Origin of the sequence: Curtobacterium sp. TC1 (genome assembly GCF_019844075.1) — a bacterium.
Classification (GTDB): Bacteria; Actinomycetota; Actinomycetes; order Actinomycetales; family Microbacteriaceae; genus Curtobacterium.
This window is the reverse complement of record NZ_CP081964.1, coordinates 3,140,796-3,160,902: the sequence shown is the minus strand read 5'-3', so window position 1 is coordinate 3,160,902 and position 20,107 is coordinate 3,140,796. Positions and strand designations below refer to the sequence as shown.

Genomic DNA, 20,107 nt, shown 5'->3' with positions numbered 1-20,107 from the left:
CCGCTCGTCGCACCGTGCGAGCGTTGCCGGCTGGTGCGAGGTCGACGGCTCTGTGCCGCGCTACAACCGCGCACCGAGCGGTCGACGCTGCACGGAATCGCTGCCGCCGCACCGTGCGCGACCGCACCACGTTGCCGCCGCACCGTGCGCGACCGCACCACGTTGCCGCCGCACCGTGCGCGACCGCACCACGTTGCCGCCGCACCGTGCGCGACCGCACGGAATCGCCGCCGCTGCACCGTGCGCCGCAGGATCAGCGGCGGACGACCGCCTCGACCAGAGCCGCGATGGTCTCACCGGGATCGACGCCCGGCAGCGCGGGGCCGTCGAACACGATGCCGACGTTCGCCCCGATCAGCACGGTGGCGAAGGTGTCGAGCGGCATGCCGGCGTCGACCTCCGGGTGCGCCCCGAACCACAGCCGTACCAGCTCGTGCACCCCGTCCTGCAGCACCCGTCGCTGCCGGACGAACTCCGGCAGGAAGTCCGGGTGCCGGATCGCGTAGGCGCGGAACTCCGACAGCAGGGCGAACTGTGCGCGCTGATCGTGCCGCCCGAAGGCCGCGCGGACGACGTCGCCGATGTCGGTCGCCGCGATGTCGGCGCGGACGAGTTCGCGCAAGGACTCGAGCACCAGGTTCGTCCCGCGCTGCATGACCTGCGCGAGCAGGTCCTCCTTCGACGAGAAGTTCGAGTAGACCGCGCCCTTGCTGAACCCGGCACGGGCGGCGACGTCGTCGAGCCGTGCACCGTGCACCCCCTGTTCGGCGAAGACGGCAGCGCCGGCGCTGAGCAGGCGCTCTCGGACCTCGGCGCGTGGTGTCCGCGGCGTGGGGGAGTCGGAGACGTCGTCGTTCATCGTTCCTGCAAGGGCGGGGCACCGGCATCGGAGGGCGCGGAGCGTTCGAGTCGGGGGCGGGAGACCTGCCGCGCCGCGCGTCTGAACCCGCGCGGCATCAGCGAAGCCCCCATCACCACGTCTGCGCGGAACCGCCGGGTTCGGGTCGCGTCGGTTCGGTGCGGACGACATGAGCCGGGTCGATACCCGACGGTAGGGATGCTACGCCGGAGCACTGACAGATGACACCCCTCAGTCGTCGAACGAGGAATCCGTTGCCGTGTCGTGTTCTTCGCGGACACTGCCCGCTCCCGTGCGCCGTCCGGGGCGTCGGAGCAGCCGGAGTGCGTCCGGTCGCAGGCTCCGCCCACGCCGCAGCAGCGAGCCGAGCGTCGACTTCGGCTGCCAGTCGCGGCCGTTGGGCAGTCCCCAGCCGCGGCGGACCGCGCCCCAGCGCAGCCCGAGCGACAGCGCGATCGCGGCCACGATCCCGATCGACGGCGACCCGAGGGCAGACGCGACGACCATCACCACCGACGCCGCGACGGCCACGGTGGCGTACAGCGCGTTCCCGCCGAACACCGCGGGCACCCGGCGCAGCAGCAGGTCGCGCATGGCGCCGCCGCCGACCGCGGTGATCGTCCCCATGATGATCGCGGCGGGCCACTCGAGGCCGGCGTCGTAGGTGCGCTGCACCCCGACCACCGCCCAGAAGCCGATCACGGCCGCGTCGAGCACGGTGAACAGCCGGTCCCAGGTGATCTCGGAGAACGACACGAAGAAGGCGATGAGCGCCCCGGCCAGGGCGACCGGCACGTAGAGCGGGTCGACGAGCGCGACGGGCGGCCCGTTCTGCAGCAGGGTGTCGCGCAGCATGCCGCCGCCCAGCCCCGACACGAACCCGACGACCAGGAAACCGAACAGGTCGAAGTCCATCGCCCGGGCGATCGATCCGCCGAGCAGGGCGGACGCGAACACCCCGGCGAGGTCGAGCACGTTCGTGACCGACGCCAGGCCCTCGACGGACAGCAGGTTCATGAGAACCATCAAACCCCACGCCGGACGACTGGCGGGCCGAACGGCGGTTAGGTTAGCCTCACCTACGTCATGCTCGCCACCCTCGTCATCGGCCTCCGTGAAGGCCTCGAAGCGACGCTCATCGTCGGCATCATCGCCGCGTTCCTGCGTCGCAACCGTGTCCCCCTCGCCCCCATGTGGTTCGGCGTCGGGGTCGCCGTCGTGCTCAGCATCGCCGTCGGGTTCGGCCTGCAGGTCGTCGAGCAGGCGCTGCCGCAAGCGCAGCAGGAGGGCATGGAGGCGGTCATCGGCATCGTCGCCGTGGTCTTCGTCACCGGCATGATCGTCTGGATGCGCACCCACGCGCGCACGCTCACGAAGGAACTCGAGGCGAGCGCGACCGAGGCGCTCGGCCGCGGCACCGCGTGGGCACTGGCCGGCATGGCCTTCCTCGCCGTCCTCAAGGAGGGCTTCGAGACCGCGGTCTTCCTCCTCGCCACCTTCCAGGCGTCGTCGGACACCGGCCTCGCCGCCCTCGGCGCCGTCATCGGCATCGCCGGCGCCGTCGCCGTCGGGTACGGCATCTACACCGGCGGCGTCCGGCTGAACCTGTCGAAGTTCTTCACCGGCACCGGCGTCTTCCTGGTGTTCGTCGCCGGCGGGCTCGTGCTGACGGTGCTCCGGCGCGCGCACGAGGCCGGGTGGATCGTCATCGGGCAGCAGCGGACCGTCGACCTGTCCTGGCTCGCCCCGAACGGTTCGGTGCAGGGTGCGCTCGTCACGGGCGTGCTCGGCATCCCGCCCGACCCTCGGGTCATCGAGGTGCTCGGCTGGGTCCTGTACGTCGTGCCCGTCCTGGCGTTGACGCTCTGGCCACGCGCCTGGCGTCCGTCACCGGCACGCGTCCCCGTGGCCCGCGCCGCCGTCGCCGGCGCGCTCGCCCTCGCGGCCGCAGCACTGGCGATCGCCGTGCCGACGGGCGGGGCCGACCTGCCGCGCACCGCTGCGGTCAGCGGCGACGCCACGTCCGTCTCGGCGGACGTCCACGGCGCGTCCGGCGTCCTCCGCGTCGCCGGCACCACCACCGGCCAGGAGGCGCGGCTGACGTTGCCGACATCGGCCCACCGCCGCGTGACCCGCGCGGGCGTGGCCGCCGACCGGTGGCGGATCCGCACGTCGGCCACCGCCGCGGACCGCCCCGCGACGCTGACGCTCGACGACCTCGTCGACCTGTTCGGCCGGATCCCGGTCGGCGTCTCGCCGTCGACGAACCCCGGTCCGTTCACCGCCCGGTGGGCGGTGCGCGACACCGTGACCCTCTGGACGGTCGGTGGTGGGGTCCTGGACGCCACCCGCGACGAACGCACGGTGCTGACGCTGAGCGACGGGGGCCTCCCGTCCGCGCGCACCACGACCCTGGACCGCTCCGTGTGGTCCGTCCCCGACTCCCGCGTCGAGCGGTCCGCCACTGCGGTGGCGACCGCGGACACGCGGGCCGCCGAGCTGCTGCTCTGGAAGGCCTGGCTGCCGATCGCCCTCGGCGTCGCGGCCGCCGCCCAGGCGCTGCTCGCACTCCGTGACCGCCGTCGTCGGACGGTACCCGTGACCCCCACCCCCGAAACCGTCCCGACACGCGGCCCACCCGCCGGGTACCCTGCAAGGAGCAACGACTATGCCGTTCGGTAAGCCCCCCGTTCGACCCCTGATCACCCTCGGCGCCCTCGGCGTCGCCACCGCCCTCGCGCTGACCGGCTGCGCGAGCTCCGACGGTGCCTCCGACAGCTCCTCCGACGCCGCGAAGGTCTCGCGCGTCACCATCACCCTGACGAACGACGGCTCGGACCAGTGCAAGGTCTCCGAGACGAAGGTGCCGGCCGGCCCCGTCACGTTCTCGGTGGAGAACGAGTCCTCGACCGCCATCACCGAGGTCGAACTCCTGCAGGACCAGCGGATCCTGGGCGAGAAGGAGAACCTCGCACCCGGGCTCGACGCCGTGCAGTTCACCGCGACCCTGACCGGTGGGGCGTACCAGGTGTACTGCCCCGGAGCCGACACCGAGCTCACCGACTTCACCGTCACCGGCAAGGTCGCCTCGACCGCGAACAGCAGCGCCGCCACCCTGCTCGACGAGGGCACGAAGGGCTACGCCGACTACGTCGACGGCCAGGTCACCGACATGGTCGCCGCGGTCGAGCTCCTGCAGAAGGACGTCGACGCGGGCGACCTCGACGCCGCGAAGACCGACTACGCCAACGCCCGCCCGTTCTACGAGCACGTCGAGAGCGACGTCGACGGCTTCGTGAAGAAGGGCTTCAAGGCGACCGACAACGCCGGCAACCTCGACTACCTGATCGACATGCGCGCGTCGAACCTCGACCCGGCCGTCGGCTGGAGCGGGTTCCACGCCGTCGAGAAGGACCTGTTCCAGGCGGGGGAGATCACCGCCTCGACGAAGAAGACCGCCGCCGACCTGACCGAGAACGTCCAGCTGCTCGCGAAGCTCGTCCCGACCCTGGACTACAAGCCGGAGGACCTGGCCAACGGCGCGGCCGGCCTGCTCGAAGAGGTCCAGTCGAACAAGGTCACCGGCGAGGAGGAGGCGTACAGCCACATCGACCTCGTCGACCTCGCCGCCAACGTCGAGGGCGCCCGCCAGGCCTTCGCCTACCTCAAGCCGGGCCTGACGAAGCTCGACCCGACGCTGACGAAGCAGATCGCGAAGCAGTTCGACGCGACGAACACGCTGATGGACGGCTACCGGAACGCCGACGACCTCGGCGGCTTCGACACGTGGGACGCCGCGACCAAGAAGTCCGACGCGAACGCGGTCTCGCAGCAGATCCAGGCGCTGCAGGACCCGCTGTCCCGCCTCGCCGAGAAGGTCGCCACGGCGTGACGCACCCCGACGACGACCGCGCAGCCCGTACCGGGGTCTCCCGGCGCGGGCTGTTCGGCGCGGGACTCGCCGCGGCCGGAGCCGGTGCAGGCGCCGCTGCCGGCATCGGCGGCGCGACGGCCGCGACGGGCGTCAACCCGTTCACGGCGGCCGCGAACGGCGACGAGTCCATCGACCTGTCGCAGAGCCACCCGTTCTACGCGACCGCCGCACGGCAGCCGCAGGGCGGTGTGCAGACCGCGCCCCAGCGGTACTGCGTGTTCATGACGTTCGACCTGTCCACGAGCGTCACGACCGAACTCCAGGTGCTCCTCGCCCGCTGGTCGGCGGCGATCGCCCAGCTGCAGGCCGGCAAGACCGTCGGCAGCGTCGAGCCCGCCCACGGTGACGGCGTCGGCGCGGACACCGGTGAGGCGCTCGACCTCGGCCCGGCGTCCCTGACCGTCACCGTCGGACTCGGCCCCGGCGTCTTCGACGAGCGGTTCGGGCTGGCCGACAAGCGACCGGCCGCGCTCGCCGACGTCCCACGCTTGCCGAGCGACAACCTGCAGGCCGGACTGACCGGCGGCGACCTGTCGTTGCAGGCCTGCGCCGACGACCCCCAGGTGGCGTACCACGCCGTCCGCGACTTGGCCCGGATGGCCCGCGGTACCGCGACCGTGCGCTGGACGGTGCTCGGCTTCGGCCGCGCGTCGGCCGGCCCGCACCAGTCGACGCCGCGCAACCTGATGGGCTTCAAGGACGGCACCCGGAACATCACCACGGACGAGGACCACGACCGCTTCGTCTGGGTCGACGAACCGGGCGACGGTGCGGCGTGGATGACCGGTGGCACGTACCAGGTGGTGCGGAAGATCCGGATGAACATCGAGATCTGGGACGCCGACGTCGTGAGCGACCAGCAGCGCGTGTTCGGCCGGACCAAGATCGAGGGCGCACCGCTGTCCGGTGGGACCGAGCACACGACGCCGGACTTCGCTGCCGCCGACCGCGACGGTGCCCCGAAGATCGACGCGACGTCGCACATCGCCCTGGCCGCCCACGAAGCGAACGGCGGGGTGAAGATCCTGCGCCGTCCGTACAACTACACGGACGGCCTCAACGAGTACGGCCAGCTCGACGCCGGGCTGCTGTTCCTGGCGTACATGAACGACCCGGAGCACTTCACGCAGCTGCAGCGCAAGCTCGGCGCCTCGGACCGACTGAACGAGTACATCTCGCACATCGGGTCCGCCGTGTTCGCGATCCCGCCGGCACCGCGCAAGGGGTCGTACATCGGCGAGCAGCTGTTCCGCTGAGCGTGCACGGCGCGCGCTGACGTCGCCGGGAGGGTGGGCACCCTCCGCCGTTTCCCTGGAGGCGGAGGGCGCCCGCGTCGCGGAGTCTCGTCGAACGGAACCACCGCCGACCTGAGAGGCGACCCGGCGCGACGCGTCGCGGTGCGACAGCGCCGAGAGTACTCCCCGGATCCCCGGATCCGCAGTGCCGGTGCTGCTATGGGACAGGGAGCGCGGCAGCGGATCCGCGCGCGGTGCGCGACGGACGCGGGCCGTGCCTCCCGGAACGCCGGAACGGACCGGCCCACGGTGGTGGGACGGCCCGTTCGGGTCGGACTGGAGGCTCGGCCTCAGTCCGTCCGGACGCTCGCGTCGGTCCGTGCGCGCTTCCGGTGCACGGCGACGAGCGCTGTGGTGCCCGCCAGGAGGAGCAGGCCCGCCGCGATCCCCGGCACGGTCAGGTCCGCACCCGTGTAGGCGAGGTCACCGCCGGCGTTCGTGGAGTCGGACGGGTCGCCCGCCAGGTCCGTGCCGGTCCCGGTGCCCGCTCCGGGGGCGCTGCCGGCACCCGGGCCGTCGCCGTTCCCCGCGCCCGGGTCGGCCGGCTCCGTGGGGTCGGTCGGGTCCGTGGGCTCGGTCGGGTCGGTCGGGTCGACGGCCGCGGCGAGCGGGATGGTCACGGCGAGCGTGATCGTCTGGCCGCCCGGCAGGGTGACGACGAGCGGCTCGTCCGTCGTGGCGGCGGCACGGGCAGCCGTCCGGACCCTCGCTGCGTCCGCGGACGACTCGGCGGTCGGCACGGCGAAGGTCAGCGTCGCACGACCCTGCTCGTCGTTCGTGTCGGTGATCGTCGGGTCGATCTCGGCGGTGGCGAGTTCGACGTCGCCGGCGCTGACCGACACGGTGCCGGCCGCGGCGGGGTCGTCGGTGCTGAACACGAGCGACGACAGGTCGACCGTGATCTCGTCTCCGGGCCGGAACCCACCCTCGGGGGTCGGCGTGACCGTGGCGCCGACGGCACGCTGGTCGGACGGCGGCGTGACCGTCGGGTTGGCCAGGAAGTAGTCGACCTGCGCCTGCAGGTCGACCTGGCCCGAGTCGGCGGTGTTCGTGCCGGTCGCGAAGGCGGCGAAGTTGTCGCCACCGGTCGACAGGAACGAGTTGACCGTCACCTTGAGGGTGTCGTCGAGGGCGATCGGCTCGCCGTCGAGGGTCATGCCGGTGATGCGCTCGCCACGTTCCTTCGCGGGGTCGTAGGTGTACGCGAAGCCGTCCGAGACGCCGAGCTTGAGGAACGGACGCGGCAGGCCGTCCGGCTGCCACTGCTGCTCGAGGGCGTCCTTGATCTGCTGGCCGGTCATGTCCTCGGTGACCAGCGTGTTCGCGAACGGCTGGACGAGCGCGGCTTCCTTGTAGGTCACCGTGCCGTCGGGGTCGCCCGCGCCGCTCGACGCGTAGAGCATGTCCGTGCGCAGGCCACCGGGGTTCATGAAGGCGACCTGTGAGCCGTTCCGCTCGGTCGCGGAGCGCTGCACCTCGGCGATGGAGTTGCCCAGGACGGATTCGCCACCGCGGTTCTCGGTCGTGCGGTCCGACTGCACCGCACGACGCAGGTCGCCGGTGATCTCGCCGAGCTTCTTGCTGCCCTCGACGTCGGCGACGGCCTTCGCAGCCGTCACGATGTCGGCAACCGCGTTCACGGAGGTGGGATCGGCCGGCACGCGGGTCGAACCGTTGACCGACTCGACCTCGGACGTGATGCCGGTGAGCTGCTTGTCGGCGTCCACCGTGAGCTGCAGGTGTCCGTAGTTCACGCCGTAGGAACCGGTCTGGATCACCGGACGCTTCGTGCCGTCGGGACCCGCGATCGAGTGGTTGTACGTCGCGTGGGTGTGCGCCGACACGATGGCCGACACCTTCGACGAGACGCCGGAGGTGATCGCACCGAACACGCCGGAGCCGGTCGCGTCGGCGAGCGCGTTCGTCGGCGCGCCCTCGTGCACGAGCAGGACGAGCACGTCGGCCTCGCCGTTGGTGTCGACACCGTCCGTGAGCTGCTCGGCGTACTTGTTGACCTGGCTGACGATCGGCGCCATCGCGAGGCCCTCGACTCCACCGGGGCTGACGAGCCCCGGGATGAGGTCCTCGGTGGTCGCGCCGATGAAGCCGACCTTCACGCCGCCCCTCTCCACGATGGAGTACGGCTCGAACGCGGGGTCGGTCGTGCCCTCCTCCACGATGTTCGCCGAGACGTACGGCCAGTCGGCCCGGTCCTCGATGCGGCCGGTCAGGTCGTCCTGGCCCTTGTCGAGCTCGTGGTTGCCGATCGCGCTGACGTCGAGGTCCATCGCGTTGAGTGCGTCGATCGTCGGGGTGTCCTGCTGGATCAGCGAGGTGAACGTCGAGGCACCGACGTTGTCGCCGACGCTGGCGAAGATCGTGTTCGGGTTGGCCTCGCGGTACGACTGCACGACGCCGGCGAGCTTCGCTGCGCCCGCGGCCTTGTCGGCGGCGGTGCCCTCGGACTCGATGCGGCCGTGGAAGTCGTTGACGTCGATGATGTCGATCGTCGTGTCGCCCTCGGCGGCGACGGCGGTGGAGGGGACGGACAGTGCGACGAGCACACCCGCGGTGGCGAAGGCCGCGCCGCTGGCGATGCGCCGTCGGCGGCGCGGAGAGGAGTGGAGGTTCATCGTCGGAGAACCTATGAGGACGCACAGCCGACCCGCCAGTGTCACCTCGAAGTCGTCACACGACGTTCACATGGACGGGGGTTCCTGCGCGATGAGGGGGCGGAGCGTGCGGTGGGCGATGCGCAGCCCCTCGAGGACCTTCTCGTCCGTGCCGCCCCAGAGCGGGTCCTCGTGCTCGACGGACAGGGTGCCGTCGAAGCCGGCCTCGTACAGACGGTCGACGACGTGTGGCCAGTCCACGACCCCGCGGCCCGGCACCCGGAAGCGCCACCACCCCATGTCCCACGGGTCGTCGCCCTTGTCGACCTTGCCGAAGAAGCCGTACTCGTTGCGCTTCGCGGGGAAGAGCTCGAGGTCCTTCGCCTGCGCGTGCACGATGTGCTCGGCGAACGGCAGGATCGTCTCGACCGGGTCGATGCCGATCCAGGTCAGGTGCGACGGGTCCCAGTTCAGCCCGAAGCCGAGTCCGGTGACCCAGCCCCAGAGCTCGGGGGAGTACGCGATGTTGCCGGGGTACCCGTCGGGGTGCCAGCCCTCCATGACGCAGTTCTCGATGATCAACCGTACGCCCCGCTCGCCGGCGTAGTCGACGAGTTCGGGCAGCACCCGGTCGCCCTCGGCCATGTTCTCGCGCACCGACTTCGTGGTGTCGCGGCCGATGAACGTGCCCACGTACGGCACACCGAGCACCTGCGCGGTGTCGATCGCGTGCATGAGGTGGGTGCGGACCTCCTCGCGCCGGGCGAGGTCGTGGTGCAGGTTGTTCTCGTAGTACGCGAGTGCCGAGATCTCGAGCCCGGTGCGCTCGAGCAGGTCTCGGGTCGCCGCAGCGTCCTCGTCGGTGAACGTCGCCACCGGCAGGTGCGCCGCCTCGAAGTCACGGCCACCGGTGCCCGGCCACACGCCGACCTCGAGGCGCTCGTAGCCCTGTCCAGCGGCGAACTCCGCGATGCGGTCGAGGGGCCAGGCCGGCAGACAGGCCGTCAGCATGCCGAGCTTCACCGGATCTCCCGCCAGGTGGTCTCGGCGGCGCTGCCGATCACGGCGTCGATGATGTCGGCGGAGCGAGCGCCGTCCGCGAAGGTCGGCAGGCCGTCCGGTGCCACACCGGTGCGGACCGCGGTGTAGGTGTCGGCGACGAAGGCGGCGAACGCGTCGAGGTACCCCTGCGGGTGGCCGGACGGCACGATGGCCAGACGCCGCTGGTCCGGGTACCCCTGCGACGGGTCGCGCACCACGATCTGCGCACCGCGCTCGTTGCCGAACCACGCGGACTCGGGCTGCTCCTGGTCGAAGGCGGCACTGCCGCGGGTGCCGTCGACCTCGAACCACAGGCGGTTCTTCCGGCCCGAGGCGACCTGCGAGATCACCACGTTGCCGATCCGACCGGTGCGGGTGCGGAACGTCGCGACCGCGGTGTCCTCGGTGGTGACCTCGGCCCGTTCGGCGGCATCGGCGACCGGGTCGGGATCCGGTGAGCCGGAGAACGAGGGGCCTGATGCCGCGGGCCGGGTCGGGTACACGATGTCGGTCGCCGCGGACACCGAGGTGAAGCGCTCGCCGGTGACGAACTCGACCAGGTCGCACCAGTGCGAGCCGATGTCGGCGAACGCGCGGGACGATCCGCTCGAGGTCGGGTCGACCCGCCAGCTCGAGGCGTCCTCGTCGAGCATCCAGTCCTGCAGGTAGTGACCGTGCACGGCGAGCAGCCGGCCGAGTTCCCCGTCGGCGATGCGCGCGCGGATCTCGCGGACCATGGGGTGGTAGCGGTAGACGAACGGCACCGTGGCGACCACGCCGGCCTCGGCAGCCGCCGCGACGAGTTCGGCGGCCTGCGCCGGGTCGATCGCGAGGGGCTTCTCGCACACCACGTTGATGCCGGCGGCGATGACCGCCATGGCCTGCGGGTGGTGCTGGTCGTTCGGCGTGCAGATGTGCACGACGTCCGGGGCGTCCGCGATCACGTCGTCGAGCGAGGCGTACCCGCGCGGCAGGTCGAGCTGCGCCGCGACCTGCTCGGAGCGTGACGCGTTCCGGCCGAGCACCCCGAGCACCTCGGCACCCGCAGCCCGGGCCGCGCGGGCGTGGACCCCCGCGATCATGCCGGTGCCGACCACGACGACGCGGAGGCGTCGTCCTTCGTACCCACTGCTCATGGTGCTCCCTCGCGCCGGACTGACACCACCGTAGCGGCCCGGCCATCCACCGGGGCCGATGAGTACCGTCGGGGGCATGTCGAGCCTCCAGACCAGCCTGCTCATCCTCGGAGCCAGCGGCGACCTGTCCAAGCGCCTGCTCCTGCCGGGTCTCGCGACCCTGCTCGAGGTCAAGGACGACTGGGACGTCCAGCTCATCGGGGCGGGTGTCGAAGACCTCTCCGACGCCGACTGGAAGGCGCAGGTGCGCGAGTCCTTCGAGAACGCGCAGGCGTCGAAGAACGAGGGCGACGAAGGCGCGGAAGGGGAGACGTCGCTGTCCGCGCGGCTGCAGGCAGTCATCGACGCGTCCTCGTACCGCAAGGCCGACGTCACGAGTCCCGACGACCTGCGCGCGCTGCTCGGGGCGTGCGACCACGACCCCGCGATCTACTTCGCCCTGCCCCCGGCCGTGACCGAGAAGAGCTGCGAACAGCTCGCCCACCTCGACCTGCCGAAACGGACCCGCCTGGCGCTCGAGAAGCCGTTCGGCACCGACGCCGCCAGCGCCGAACACCTGAACGACCTGCTGCACTCGTTCATCCCCGAGGAGCGCATCCACCGGGTCGACCACTTCCTCGGTCGTTCGACGGTGCTCAACCTGATCGGGCTGCGCTTCGCGAACCGCATCATCGAGCCGCTGCTGTCCTCGCAGCACGTCGAACGCGTCGACATCGTGTACGACGAGACCCTCGGCCTCGAAGGACGCGCCCGCTACTACGACAAGGCCGGCGCCCTCACCGACATGATCCAGAGCCACCTGCTCCAGGTCATGGCGGTCGTGGCGATGGAGGCACCGGCGTCGATCGACGCCGACGACCTGCGGACCCAGAAGGAGCTCGTGCTCCGCGCCGTCCGGCCGTGGGGTGGAGACGTCGTCGCCGCCGGCAAGCGCGCCCGGTACACCGCGGGCACGGTCGGCGACCGCAAGCTGCCGTCGTACGCCGACGAGGACGGCGTCGACCCGTCGCTCGGCACCGAGACCCTGGCCCAGCTGACCCTCGAGATCGCGAACTGGCGATGGGCCGGGGTGCCCTTCACGCTGCGGTCCGGCAAGGCGCTCGCGAAGCAGCGCCGCGAGATCGTCATCACGTTCAAGGACTCCCCGCAGGTGCCCGTCGGTCTGTCCGGCGCCGCGCAGCCGGACCGGCTCCGGATCTGGATCGCGCCGGACGAGATGCAGCTCGAGCTCAACGTCAACGGCCCCGGCGACCCGTACACGATCGACCGCACCAGCCTCGAGACGACGTTCAACCCCGGACGGCTCAGCGCCTACGGCGAGGTCCTGGCCGGTGTGCTCGAAGGTGACGCGACCCTGTCGGTCCGTGGCGACAGCGCCGTGCAGGGCTGGAAGGTCGTCGGACCGTTCCTCGACGCGTGGAAGGCCGGCACGACGCCCCTCGACGGGTACCCGGCCGGCTCGAGCGGTCCTGAGGACTGGGACAACATCGACGCCTGACCCGGACGGCGGCGTACCGTCGGACGACGTGACCACCATCGACGACGTCCTGCAGACCGTTCCCGAACCCGCCGGCGCCGACATCCGTGTCGAGCCCGTCCACTACGACCACGAGGGCACCGACCTGCTCGGCGTGCTCGCGAAGGACGCGGCCATCGCCGGACCCCGCCCCGCCGTCCTGGTGGTGCACGACTGGCACGGCGTGAACGAGCACGTCGAAGCGCGCGTGACGATGCTCGCCCGGCTCGGCTACGTGGCCTTCGGCGCGGACATCTACGGCGCCGGCGTCCGGCCCGGTGACGACACCGCCGGCCAGGTCGCCGGTTCGTACTACCAGGACCTGCCGCTGCTCCGGGCACGCGCCACCGCCGGACTCGAGCGGCTGCGGCAGGACCCCGACGTCGACTCCGCCCGCATCGTCGTCATCGGCTACTGCTTCGGCGGCTCCACCGCGATCGAGCTCGCACGCACCGGCGCCGACCTGGTCGGAGCGGTGTCGTTCCACGGCGGCCTCATCACGCACGACCCCGCCGACGCCTCGGCGATCCGGGCGAAGCTGCTCGTCCTGACCGGCGGAGCGGACCCCGTCGTGCCCGACGACGCCGTGCACGCCTGGCAGGACGAGATGCGGACCGAACCCGGCGTCGACTGGCAGGTCGTCACGTACGCCGGGGCCATGCACGCGTTCGCCGTTCCCGGCACCGATGCTCCCGACCACGGAGCCCAGTACCAGGAGCGTGCGGACCGTCGATCGTGGCAGGCCCTGCGCGTGTACCTGGCCGAGGTGTTCGGCGAGGAGGCCGCGGCGCTGTGACGTCGGGGGCTCGGCTGTCGCCTCGCGACACGCCGAGTGGAGCGGTCGGGCGGCCTCGATTGGCGCCCGGGCCGGAGCTGTTGTAGAGTCTTCCACGGCCGCAAGGCCACGCGCTCGTAGCTCAATGGATAGAGCATCTGACTACGGATCAGAAGGTTGGGGGTTCGAGTCCCTTCGAGCGCACAGTGCCGGTTGAACGGCATGACACCGAACAGATGAAGGGCCCCGGCGGATTCCGCCGGGGCCCTTCATCTTTGATGGTTCGTGCGCGAAGTCAAATGTTGCATTCGGATTCCTTGAGGATCAGGTGCGATCGGGTCTAGCTTCCTGGCATGGTTCGTCGAGGTCAGCAACCACGGCGAGACGTGCGCCGCGCGCGTCTCGCCGCGGAACGTGCCGCCGCGGATCAAGAACGGGGCCGTTTCCGCCTGCCCGATCGACGAGACTGCGTCGAACGGAGCTGGTACCAGAGCCTCGACGACACGGACACGATGCGGCTGGACCTCCGGCTCTACCGGGCAGACGGTCGACTCGTCGACTTCGCGTTGATCGTGATCGCTCTGCAGCTCGACGGAGCGTGGCGGGAGGTCGCGCGCGTGGACTGCTGCCACGGACACGTGCACCTTCACCACGAGGACGGCACCGTCAGCTCGATCGGACCGCTGCACCACGTCGCGGACGTCGCTGAGCACTTGGACGCTGCGCTGGTCCGTCTGACCGCGGACGCCGTTACAATCCGGGACATGAGAGGCAGTGATGACTGAACTGGCCGAACTCGACATCTTCCGTGTCGAGGTCGATCGCGCCCTCGCGGTCGGCCCCTTCGCAGAACTCGTACTCGAGGTGGTCGACGTCGACGGACACTGTCCTGTCGTCGTCGCACTCGAGCACGAACGCCTGCCGGTGCTCCTGCGTCGGATCGAGAACGTCGGCGGGTACGCCAACGTTTTCGTGCGAGCGCGGCGAGGCATCCGTCGGATCGCCGTCATGGACGTCGACGGTGCGCTCGACGTGCGTGCAGCAGAGGACATGCGCGAACCCGGCGAGCAGCCCAGCTCGTCGAGCACCGTCGGAGCGTTCCTCGACTACCTGGCGCACTGCGCTGGGGGCATCGTGCTCCCGGCACGCTTGGCGACCGCGTCGCACGGCGCTCTTCCCGCGCGGCAGGTGGAGATCGTCAGCGTCTGACCCGCTTCAGATCACCGGCGCTGACGCCCGAGCAGCGCGATCCCCAGGGCGACCAGCGCCACGACGACGAGCACGACGACGACGAGCAGGGGGAGCAGGTCGACCGAGGCGGTGTCGTGGCACTCGACGTTCCCGACGGCACAGGATGCGAGGACGGTCGTCGCGGTCATGGTCCGAGTGAAGCACGGCGAGGTTGAATGGGGAACATGACGACGACGTCCGTGTTCGAACGGATACCTCGCGCGCAGTGGGTTGCGGACGACGAGCTCGTCTTCGCGGTCCTCGATGCACACACGGTGTCACCTGGCCACACGCTCGTCATCCCGAAGCGGCGGATCACCAGCTGGTTCGATGCGACCGAGGGTGAGCTGTCCGCGATGACCCGGATGGTGGCGCTGCTGAAGGCCCGGCTCGACGAGCAACACCACCCTGACGGCTACAACGTCGGGTTCAACGACGGGTCCGCCGCCGGCCAGACCGTCTTCCACGCCCACCTACACGTCATCCCGCGTTTCGCCGGCGATGTGCTGGCGCCGGCAGGCGGGGTGCGGCACGCCGTCATCGGGCGCGGCCACTACTGAGCGCTGCGGCCGGCGTCCACCGGCTGGTGGAACGACGGCCCGACCAGTCAGCCCCAGGGCTGGATCGTCGAGTCGATGACGCCGGACAGCGCGAGGGCTCCGGGGACGAGCACGCCGAACAGCGTCAGCGTCGCGCCGATCAAGATGGCCGCGAACGCCAGGCCGTCCCCACGCTCGCCGCTCCGCCGGACCTCGTGCCGCGCGATGAACCCGACGACGACACCGCCGATCGGGGCGACGAAGGCGAGCGCGATCGCCACGACGGCGAGCAGGCTCAGCGGGGCGAGTCCGGGCGGTCCGTCCGTGCTCGGGGCGGAGGTGGCCGGTGCGGAGGTGTCCGGCGCGGAACGCTCGGAGGCGAGGTCGGTCACGGGTGTCTTCCGTTCAGTCGGCGCACGTGCTGAACTGCGGGCGTGCGAGGTCCGGCCCAAGAGTAGAGGGACGGCGCCCGCAGCGGAGGCCCGCGTTCGGGTGGGTCAGCGCTCCCGCGCGGCCTGCTGCCGGTCCTTGTGGTGCTCCTTCACGACGGCGCTCACTGCGAGCCACAGCAGCAGCGACCCGAACCAGCCGGCGGTCACCGCTTCTGCGGCTTGCTCCAGGATGGGCACGAGCGGCAGTAGGTCCACCCCGCTCGCGCCCTTGCTGATGATGACGGCCATGGAGACCCACAGGGCGATCGACACGAGCAGGGACACGAGCCAGACGACCAGGATGCCGTCACGCCAACCGTTGTTCACGTCGTCGAGAGTATCGCCCAGCTCAGCGCCCGAGCGCCGTGAGCTGCTTCTGCAGCCCGCGCTCGAGGTACGGCTCCAACGACGTCGCCCACGTCGCCGTGATGTGCGTCGTGTCCCGGTAGACCAGCACGCCGCCGATCACCGCGGGGCACGTCGTCTCGGTGCAGTAGTAGTCGGTCAGGTCGATGACCCCGGCTCGTCCTCCGGCCGCCTTGAACGCCCGCACGGCCTCGATCGACGAGTCGGTCTGGGCGAGGGCCTCGGAGCGGGGCCGGTCGCACGACGCGTTCGTCGGCCCGGACATCTTGCTCACGCACGCGATGACATCGGGTCGGGGGACCGGGTTGTCGCGGAGGGCGATGACGGGGAGCTCGTCGCCGGCGGCCTGCTCCCAGGCGTCGACGAGGCCGTTGCGGGTCGCGATGTCGCGGGAAGCTCCGGCCGGCAGGCTGACGGGCATCTGCGTGGCGGAGTGGGTGACGACCAGGGCGTCCGCGTCGCGGTGGGCGCGGACGTAGTCGATGGCCGCGTGCTTCCAGGCGTTGCAGCCGCGCAGCGAGCCGGCGTTCACCGAGTTCTGCTGCGCCGTGGTGAGGTAGCACCCGCCGATGCCGGCCAGGTCGATGCGCCACCCGTTGTCGTCGGCGATCTTCTCGTAGGCGCCGAGCAGGGCGTTGCTGTGCGAGTCGCCGATGACGATCAGGTGCTTCGACCAGCCGCTCGCCTTGCCGAGCACGCAGGTGCGGAAGGTGCCGCTCCAGCACTCGGGGCGGTTCGCGTCGTCGTCCTCGGCAGCGGCGGGGTCGGGGACGCGCGTGTCGGCCAGCGCCGGGTCGACGCAGGGGTCGGCGGAGCTGATCCGTGCCGCGGCGCCGATGCAGGACTCGTCGTGCTGCGCCCGTTCGGTCGCGAGCTGCTTCGTGAGTTGCTTGGTGGCGCCTTCCGCGTGGACCTCCTGCACGTAGACCGCGGTCAGGGTCGAGGCGCCGAGGGTCACGACCGTGAAGGTGCAGATGACGCCGAGGGCGACGACCCCGCGGGGCCGCAGGTCACGCAACCAGCTCGAGAACCGGACGGGTTCCTCGAACCAGATGGTCGTGGCTGTGGCGAGCCCGACCGACACCAGGAGCACCGAGGTGCTGGTCGCCCAGTCGAGCGGGCGCCCGAGCATGATCGGCAGGATCACGACGAGCGGCCAGTGCCACAGGTACAGGGCGTACGAGATCCGTCCGGTGAACGCGACCGGGCCGAGCGCTCCGATCGACTCGAACACGGTGCGTCCGCCGAACAGCACCACGAGGGTCGCGCCGGCGACGGGGAGCAGCGCGGCGATCCCGGGGAACGGCGTCTCCGCCCCGATGACGAACAGCGACAGGACGAGGGCCACGGCGCCGATGCTCGTCAGGATCATGCGCACTCGTCGGGCGACCTCGGTGCGCACCTCAGGCAGGTGCACGGTCGCGGCGAGGCCGCCGAGCGCGAACTCCCACGCCCGGGTGCCGGTGGAGAAGTACGCGACGCCGGGGTTCGTGCTGCTCTGCACGATGCTCCACACCAGGGACAGCACGACGACCGCGCCGAGCAACAGTCGTGCGGTGGTCAGCGTCGAGAGGCGGCCGCGGACGGCCACCGCCAGCCCGATCAGCAGCAGGGGCAGGACGATGTAGAACTGCTCCTCGACCGACAGCGACCAGAAGTGCTGGAACGGCGAGGGGTCGTCGGCCGAGGCCAGGTAGTCGACCGAGTTCGCCGCCAGCTCCCAGTTCTGCAGGTAGACGGTCGACGCGATGAGCTCGCGGCCGTACTGCCCCCACAGCGCGCTCGGTACGGCGACGAGCACTGCGGCGCCGGTGGTGAGGATGGTGAGGAGCGCGGCCGGCAGCAGGCGTTTCGCCCGCCGTGACCAGAACCGACCGAGGTGGATCGTGCCGGTGGCGAGCTGTTCGCGCAGCAGGAGTCCCGTGATGAGGAACCCGGAGATCACGAAGAAGACGTCGACGCCGACGAAGCCGCCCCGCAGGGCGTGCGGCCACAGGTGGTACACGACGACGGCCAGCACCGCGAAGGCGCGGAGACCCTGGATGTCCCACCGCGTCGTGTCGCGCGCGCGGTGCGCGGGGCCCCGCTCGCCCGGCGTTGCAGTGTTCACTGCGACGATCCTACGAGAAGCGCGTCACGCCCTGGGACGGCACGCGAGAAGACGGGAGGCCCGTGGCGGTCCCGCCACGGGCCTCCCGTCCGTCGTTCGCTCGCCCCCACCCCGCGAGGTTCCGAGATCTCGGAACCTCGCGGGCACGCACCGTCCTGATCGGAACCTCGACGGAACGCGCGCGGGGTGTCGTGGAACCTCGGCAGCACGCACGCGGGGTGTCGCGGCACCCCGGCGGAACCGCGCGCAGCGTCAGACGGTCGCGCGCACCTCGGCCAGCGACGGGTAGTCGGTGTAGCCCTCGGCGCCCGCGCCGTAGAAGAGCTCGGGGCGGGGCTCGTTCAGCTCAGCGTCTTGCTCCCAGCGGTGGGCGAGGTCCGGGTTCGCGATGGCGGGACGGCCGACGGCGATCGCGTCGGCGATGTCCTGGTCGTGGACGACGGTGATCGCTTCCTCACGTGTCGTCATCGCGCTGAAGCCCGAGTTGACGATGAACGGTGCGCCCGCGGTGCGACGGACGTGCTGCACGAGGTCGCCGGTCGGCTCGGCGTGCAGGACGTCGATGAACGCGAGTCCGAGCGGGGCGAGGCCCTCGGTGATCGCCGTGTAGGTCGCGTGGACGTCGGCCGCGTCGTCCTCGATGACGCCCTGGATGCCGTGCTCGGGCGACAGGCGGATGCCGGTGCGCTCCGCGCCGACGGCTTCGGCGACGGCGGTCGTGACCTCGATCGCGAAGCGGGCGCGGTTCTCGGGGGAGCCGCCGTACTGGTCGGTGCGGGTGTTCGACACCGGGGACATGAACTCGTGCACGAGGTAGCCGTTGGCGCCGTGGACCTCGACGCCGTCGAGTCCGGCGGCGATCGCGTTGCGGGCGGCCTGCGCGAAGCCCTGCACGGCGTCCTGCACCTCGGCGGTGGTCAGCTCGTGGGGGACGGGCATGTCGGCCTTGCCGGTGGCGGTGTGGGTCTGTCCGGGGGCAGCGATGGCGCTCGGGGCGACGATGCGCGGCGTCTGCGAGATGTCCGGGTGGGAGACGCGGCCACCGTGCATGAGCTGCATCACGATGGTGCCGCCCTCGGCGTGCACGGCGTCGGCGACGCGACGCCAGCCGGCGATCTGTTCGTCGGTCTCGATGCCGGGCTGCCCGGGGTAGGAGCGGCCCTCCTGCACGGGCCAGGTGCCCTCGGTGATGATCATGCCGAGACCCGCACGCTGACGGTAGTGCTCGACGAGCAGGTCGTTCGGGATCCCGTGCTCGCCGGCGCGGGTGCGCGTGAGCGGGGCCATGACGACGCGGTTCGACAGGCGCAGGGCGCCGAAGGAGGTGGGTTCGAAGAGCTTCACGAGGGGAGGAACGTCGCGTTGCTCGGTGCAATTCCCGCCGTCAGTCGCGCGGGCACACCAGGGTCGAGGAGCGGACCTGGCCCTCGGGGCGGATCACCTGGTGCAGCGAGAGGGGCTTGCCGCAGATGGGGCAGCCGCGGTCCACCGACCGGTCGTCGACGCCCTCGGGGTGCCCGGCGCCGATCTGTGACGGACCCATCTTGTTGATGAGCGTCGTGTTCCACCGTTCGTACCACTTGCCGAAGCGTCCCACGGTGCATCCTTTCGTTCGTGCACGAACCATTATGGCACCATCGGCCGCGAATCACACCTGGTCGACACGATCCAGCAGCTCGGTCAGGTCGTCCTTGAGTGCCTCGAGGCGTTCGAGTGGCCAGCCGAGCCGGTCGGCGACGGCCAGCGGGACCGCCCGGGCCCGGTCGCGCAGTGCCCGCCCGGCCGTGGTGAGCGAGACCTCGAGCTGTCGTTCGTCCGCTGCGCTGCGGGTCCGGCGGACGTAGCCCGATGCCTCGAGCCGCTTGAGCAAGGGGCTGAGGGTCGCCGAGTCGAGCCGGAGTTCGCCCGCGATCTCGCGCACCGACCGTGGGTCCCGTTCCCAGAGCGCGAGCATCACGAGGTACTGCGGATGCGTCAGTCCCATCGGTTCGAGCAGGTCGCGGTACAGCCCGATGACGCTCCGGCTCGTCGCCGCGAGAGCGAAGCAGAGCTGCCGGTCGAGCGCGAGCGGGTCGGGATCGGTGCTCATGCGCCCACGATACCGTTCGCCCACGAAGTGTTCTCGGGCGCGGTGGGCGCGTTCATGCAGGGACAGGCATCGACAGAACATCAGCCGATCGACGCGTGTTCTGTCGCATGGTGCAGACGCATCAGATGCATGTGTACGTTCCGACGTTCCACGCGTCGATCAACGGGTGGAACG

General features: G+C 71.1%; 20 protein-coding genes and 1 tRNA gene. 8 read left to right on the top strand and 13 right to left on the bottom strand.

Annotated features, from left to right (window positions below; translation table 11 throughout):
• Nucleotides 1–253: 253 nt before the first annotated feature.
• Both KZI27_RS16080 and KZI27_RS16075 read right to left on the bottom strand, forming a co-directional pair.
• Complete coding sequence (locus KZI27_RS16080; protein ID WP_222658401.1) at nucleotides 254–859, bottom strand: TetR/AcrR family transcriptional regulator; 606 nt, start codon at nucleotides 857–859, stop codon at nucleotides 254–256.
• Nucleotides 860–1,090: 231 nt separating this feature from the next.
• Entirely contained in the window at nucleotides 1,091–1,876 is a 786-nt protein-coding gene (locus KZI27_RS16075; protein WP_222658400.1) for a trimeric intracellular cation channel family protein, read from the bottom strand.
• A 69-nt stretch (nucleotides 1,877–1,945) separates the two neighbouring features.
• Between KZI27_RS16075 and efeU the strand changes: the two genes are divergently transcribed.
• Genes efeU through efeB form a run of 3 tightly spaced genes read left to right on the top strand, consistent with a single transcriptional unit; the run spans nucleotide 1,946 to nucleotide 6,049 of the window.
• Nucleotides 1,946–3,541 (top strand): iron uptake transporter permease EfeU, encoded by a 1,596-nt coding sequence (gene efeU / locus KZI27_RS16070; protein WP_222658399.1) that lies wholly within the window; start codon nucleotides 1,946–1,948, stop codon nucleotides 3,539–3,541.
• Nucleotides 3,528–4,751 carry an iron uptake system protein EfeO gene (gene efeO / locus KZI27_RS16065; RefSeq protein ID WP_222658398.1) on the top strand — a complete coding sequence of 408 codons (1,224 nt, stop codon included), beginning with the start codon at nucleotides 3,528–3,530 and terminating at the stop codon, nucleotides 4,749–4,751. Before efeU ends, efeO begins: the two co-directional genes overlap by 14 nt.
• A complete protein-coding gene (gene efeB, locus KZI27_RS16060; RefSeq protein ID WP_222658397.1) occupies nucleotides 4,748–6,049 on the top strand; it encodes an iron uptake transporter deferrochelatase/peroxidase subunit in 1,302 nt (433 codons plus the stop codon). Before efeO ends, efeB begins: the two co-directional genes overlap by 4 nt.
• Before the next feature lie 329 nt (nucleotides 6,050–6,378).
• Here efeB and KZI27_RS16055 read toward each other — a convergent pair whose 3' ends face one another.
• The 3 genes from KZI27_RS16055 to KZI27_RS16045 all read right to left on the bottom strand — a co-directional run bounded on the left by KZI27_RS16055 (nucleotide 6,379) and on the right by KZI27_RS16045 (nucleotide 10,877).
• Complete coding sequence (locus tag KZI27_RS16055) at nucleotides 6,379–8,721, bottom strand: bifunctional metallophosphatase/5'-nucleotidase (protein ID WP_222658396.1); 2,343 nt, start codon at nucleotides 8,719–8,721, stop codon at nucleotides 6,379–6,381.
• Nucleotides 8,722–8,787: 66 nt separating this feature from the next.
• Complete coding sequence (locus KZI27_RS16050) at nucleotides 8,788–9,723, bottom strand: sugar phosphate isomerase/epimerase family protein (protein WP_222658395.1); 936 nt, start codon at nucleotides 9,721–9,723, stop codon at nucleotides 8,788–8,790.
• Nucleotides 9,720–10,877, bottom strand: coding sequence for a Gfo/Idh/MocA family protein (locus tag KZI27_RS16045; protein ID WP_261783930.1), 1,158 nt, complete (start codon nucleotides 10,875–10,877; stop codon nucleotides 9,720–9,722). The genes KZI27_RS16050 and KZI27_RS16045 overlap by 4 nt, the downstream gene beginning before the upstream one ends.
• Nucleotides 10,878–10,953: 76 nt before the next feature.
• Between KZI27_RS16045 and KZI27_RS16040 the strand changes: the two genes are divergently transcribed.
• The 3 genes from KZI27_RS16040 (at nucleotide 10,954) to KZI27_RS16030 (ending at nucleotide 13,372) form a co-directional block, all read left to right on the top strand.
• The gene (locus KZI27_RS16040; RefSeq protein WP_222658394.1) at nucleotides 10,954–12,375 is read left to right on the top strand and encodes a glucose-6-phosphate dehydrogenase; all 1,422 of its coding nucleotides are present in this window, start codon (nucleotides 10,954–10,956) and stop codon (nucleotides 12,373–12,375) included.
• Nucleotides 12,376–12,403: 28 nt separating this feature from the next.
• On the top strand, nucleotides 12,404–13,189 hold the full coding sequence (locus tag KZI27_RS16035; protein ID WP_222658393.1) for a dienelactone hydrolase family protein: 786 nt from the start codon (nucleotides 12,404–12,406) through the stop codon (nucleotides 13,187–13,189).
• Nucleotides 13,190–13,299: 110 nt separating this feature from the next.
• Nucleotides 13,300–13,372: transfer RNA gene (locus KZI27_RS16030), tRNA-Arg, on the top strand.
• A 65-nt stretch (nucleotides 13,373–13,437) separates the two neighbouring features.
• Here KZI27_RS16030 and KZI27_RS16025 read toward each other — a convergent pair.
• Nucleotides 13,438–13,881 (bottom strand): hypothetical protein, encoded by a 444-nt coding sequence (locus tag KZI27_RS16025; RefSeq protein WP_222658392.1) that lies wholly within the window; start codon nucleotides 13,879–13,881, stop codon nucleotides 13,438–13,440.
• 64 nt (nucleotides 13,882–13,945) lie between these two features.
• Between KZI27_RS16025 and KZI27_RS16020 the strand changes: the two genes are divergently transcribed.
• Complete coding sequence (locus KZI27_RS16020) at nucleotides 13,946–14,377, top strand: hypothetical protein (RefSeq protein WP_123314151.1); 432 nt, start codon at nucleotides 13,946–13,948, stop codon at nucleotides 14,375–14,377.
• Between the two features lie 11 nt (nucleotides 14,378–14,388).
• Here the strand turns inward: KZI27_RS16020 and KZI27_RS16015 are convergent, their stop codons facing one another.
• Nucleotides 14,389–14,547 (bottom strand): hypothetical protein, encoded by a 159-nt coding sequence (locus KZI27_RS16015; RefSeq protein ID WP_222658391.1) that lies wholly within the window; start codon nucleotides 14,545–14,547, stop codon nucleotides 14,389–14,391.
• 36 nt (nucleotides 14,548–14,583) lie between these two features.
• Here KZI27_RS16015 and KZI27_RS16010 point away from each other — a divergent pair, with 36 nt between their 5' ends.
• Nucleotides 14,584–14,958 (top strand): HIT family protein, encoded by a 375-nt coding sequence (locus KZI27_RS16010; protein WP_261783929.1) that lies wholly within the window; start codon nucleotides 14,584–14,586, stop codon nucleotides 14,956–14,958.
• 47 nt (nucleotides 14,959–15,005) lie between these two features.
• Here the strand turns inward: KZI27_RS16010 and KZI27_RS16005 are convergent, their stop codons facing one another.
• The 6 genes from KZI27_RS16005 to KZI27_RS15980 all read right to left on the bottom strand — a co-directional run bounded on the left by KZI27_RS16005 (nucleotide 15,006) and on the right by KZI27_RS15980 (nucleotide 19,933).
• Nucleotides 15,006–15,329 (bottom strand): DUF4190 domain-containing protein, encoded by a 324-nt coding sequence (locus tag KZI27_RS16005; protein ID WP_222658389.1) that lies wholly within the window; start codon nucleotides 15,327–15,329, stop codon nucleotides 15,006–15,008.
• Between the two features lie 105 nt (nucleotides 15,330–15,434).
• Nucleotides 15,435–15,695 (bottom strand): hypothetical protein, encoded by a 261-nt coding sequence (locus tag KZI27_RS16000; RefSeq protein WP_222658388.1) that lies wholly within the window; start codon nucleotides 15,693–15,695, stop codon nucleotides 15,435–15,437.
• A 22-nt stretch (nucleotides 15,696–15,717) separates the two neighbouring features.
• A complete protein-coding gene (locus tag KZI27_RS15995) occupies nucleotides 15,718–17,844 on the bottom strand; it encodes an acyltransferase family protein (RefSeq protein ID WP_222658387.1) in 2,127 nt (708 codons plus the stop codon).
• Between the two features lie 252 nt (nucleotides 17,845–18,096).
• Nucleotides 18,097–19,188, bottom strand: a complete 1,092-nt coding sequence (locus KZI27_RS15990; RefSeq protein WP_222658386.1) for an alkene reductase — start codon at nucleotides 19,186–19,188, stop codon at nucleotides 18,097–18,099.
• 40 nt (nucleotides 19,189–19,228) lie between these two features.
• Complete coding sequence (locus KZI27_RS15985; protein WP_173169183.1) at nucleotides 19,229–19,441, bottom strand: hypothetical protein; 213 nt, start codon at nucleotides 19,439–19,441, stop codon at nucleotides 19,229–19,231.
• A 51-nt stretch (nucleotides 19,442–19,492) separates the two neighbouring features.
• Nucleotides 19,493–19,933 (bottom strand): MarR family winged helix-turn-helix transcriptional regulator, encoded by a 441-nt coding sequence (locus tag KZI27_RS15980; protein WP_222658385.1) that lies wholly within the window; start codon nucleotides 19,931–19,933, stop codon nucleotides 19,493–19,495.
• Nucleotides 19,934–20,107 lie beyond the last annotated feature (174 nt).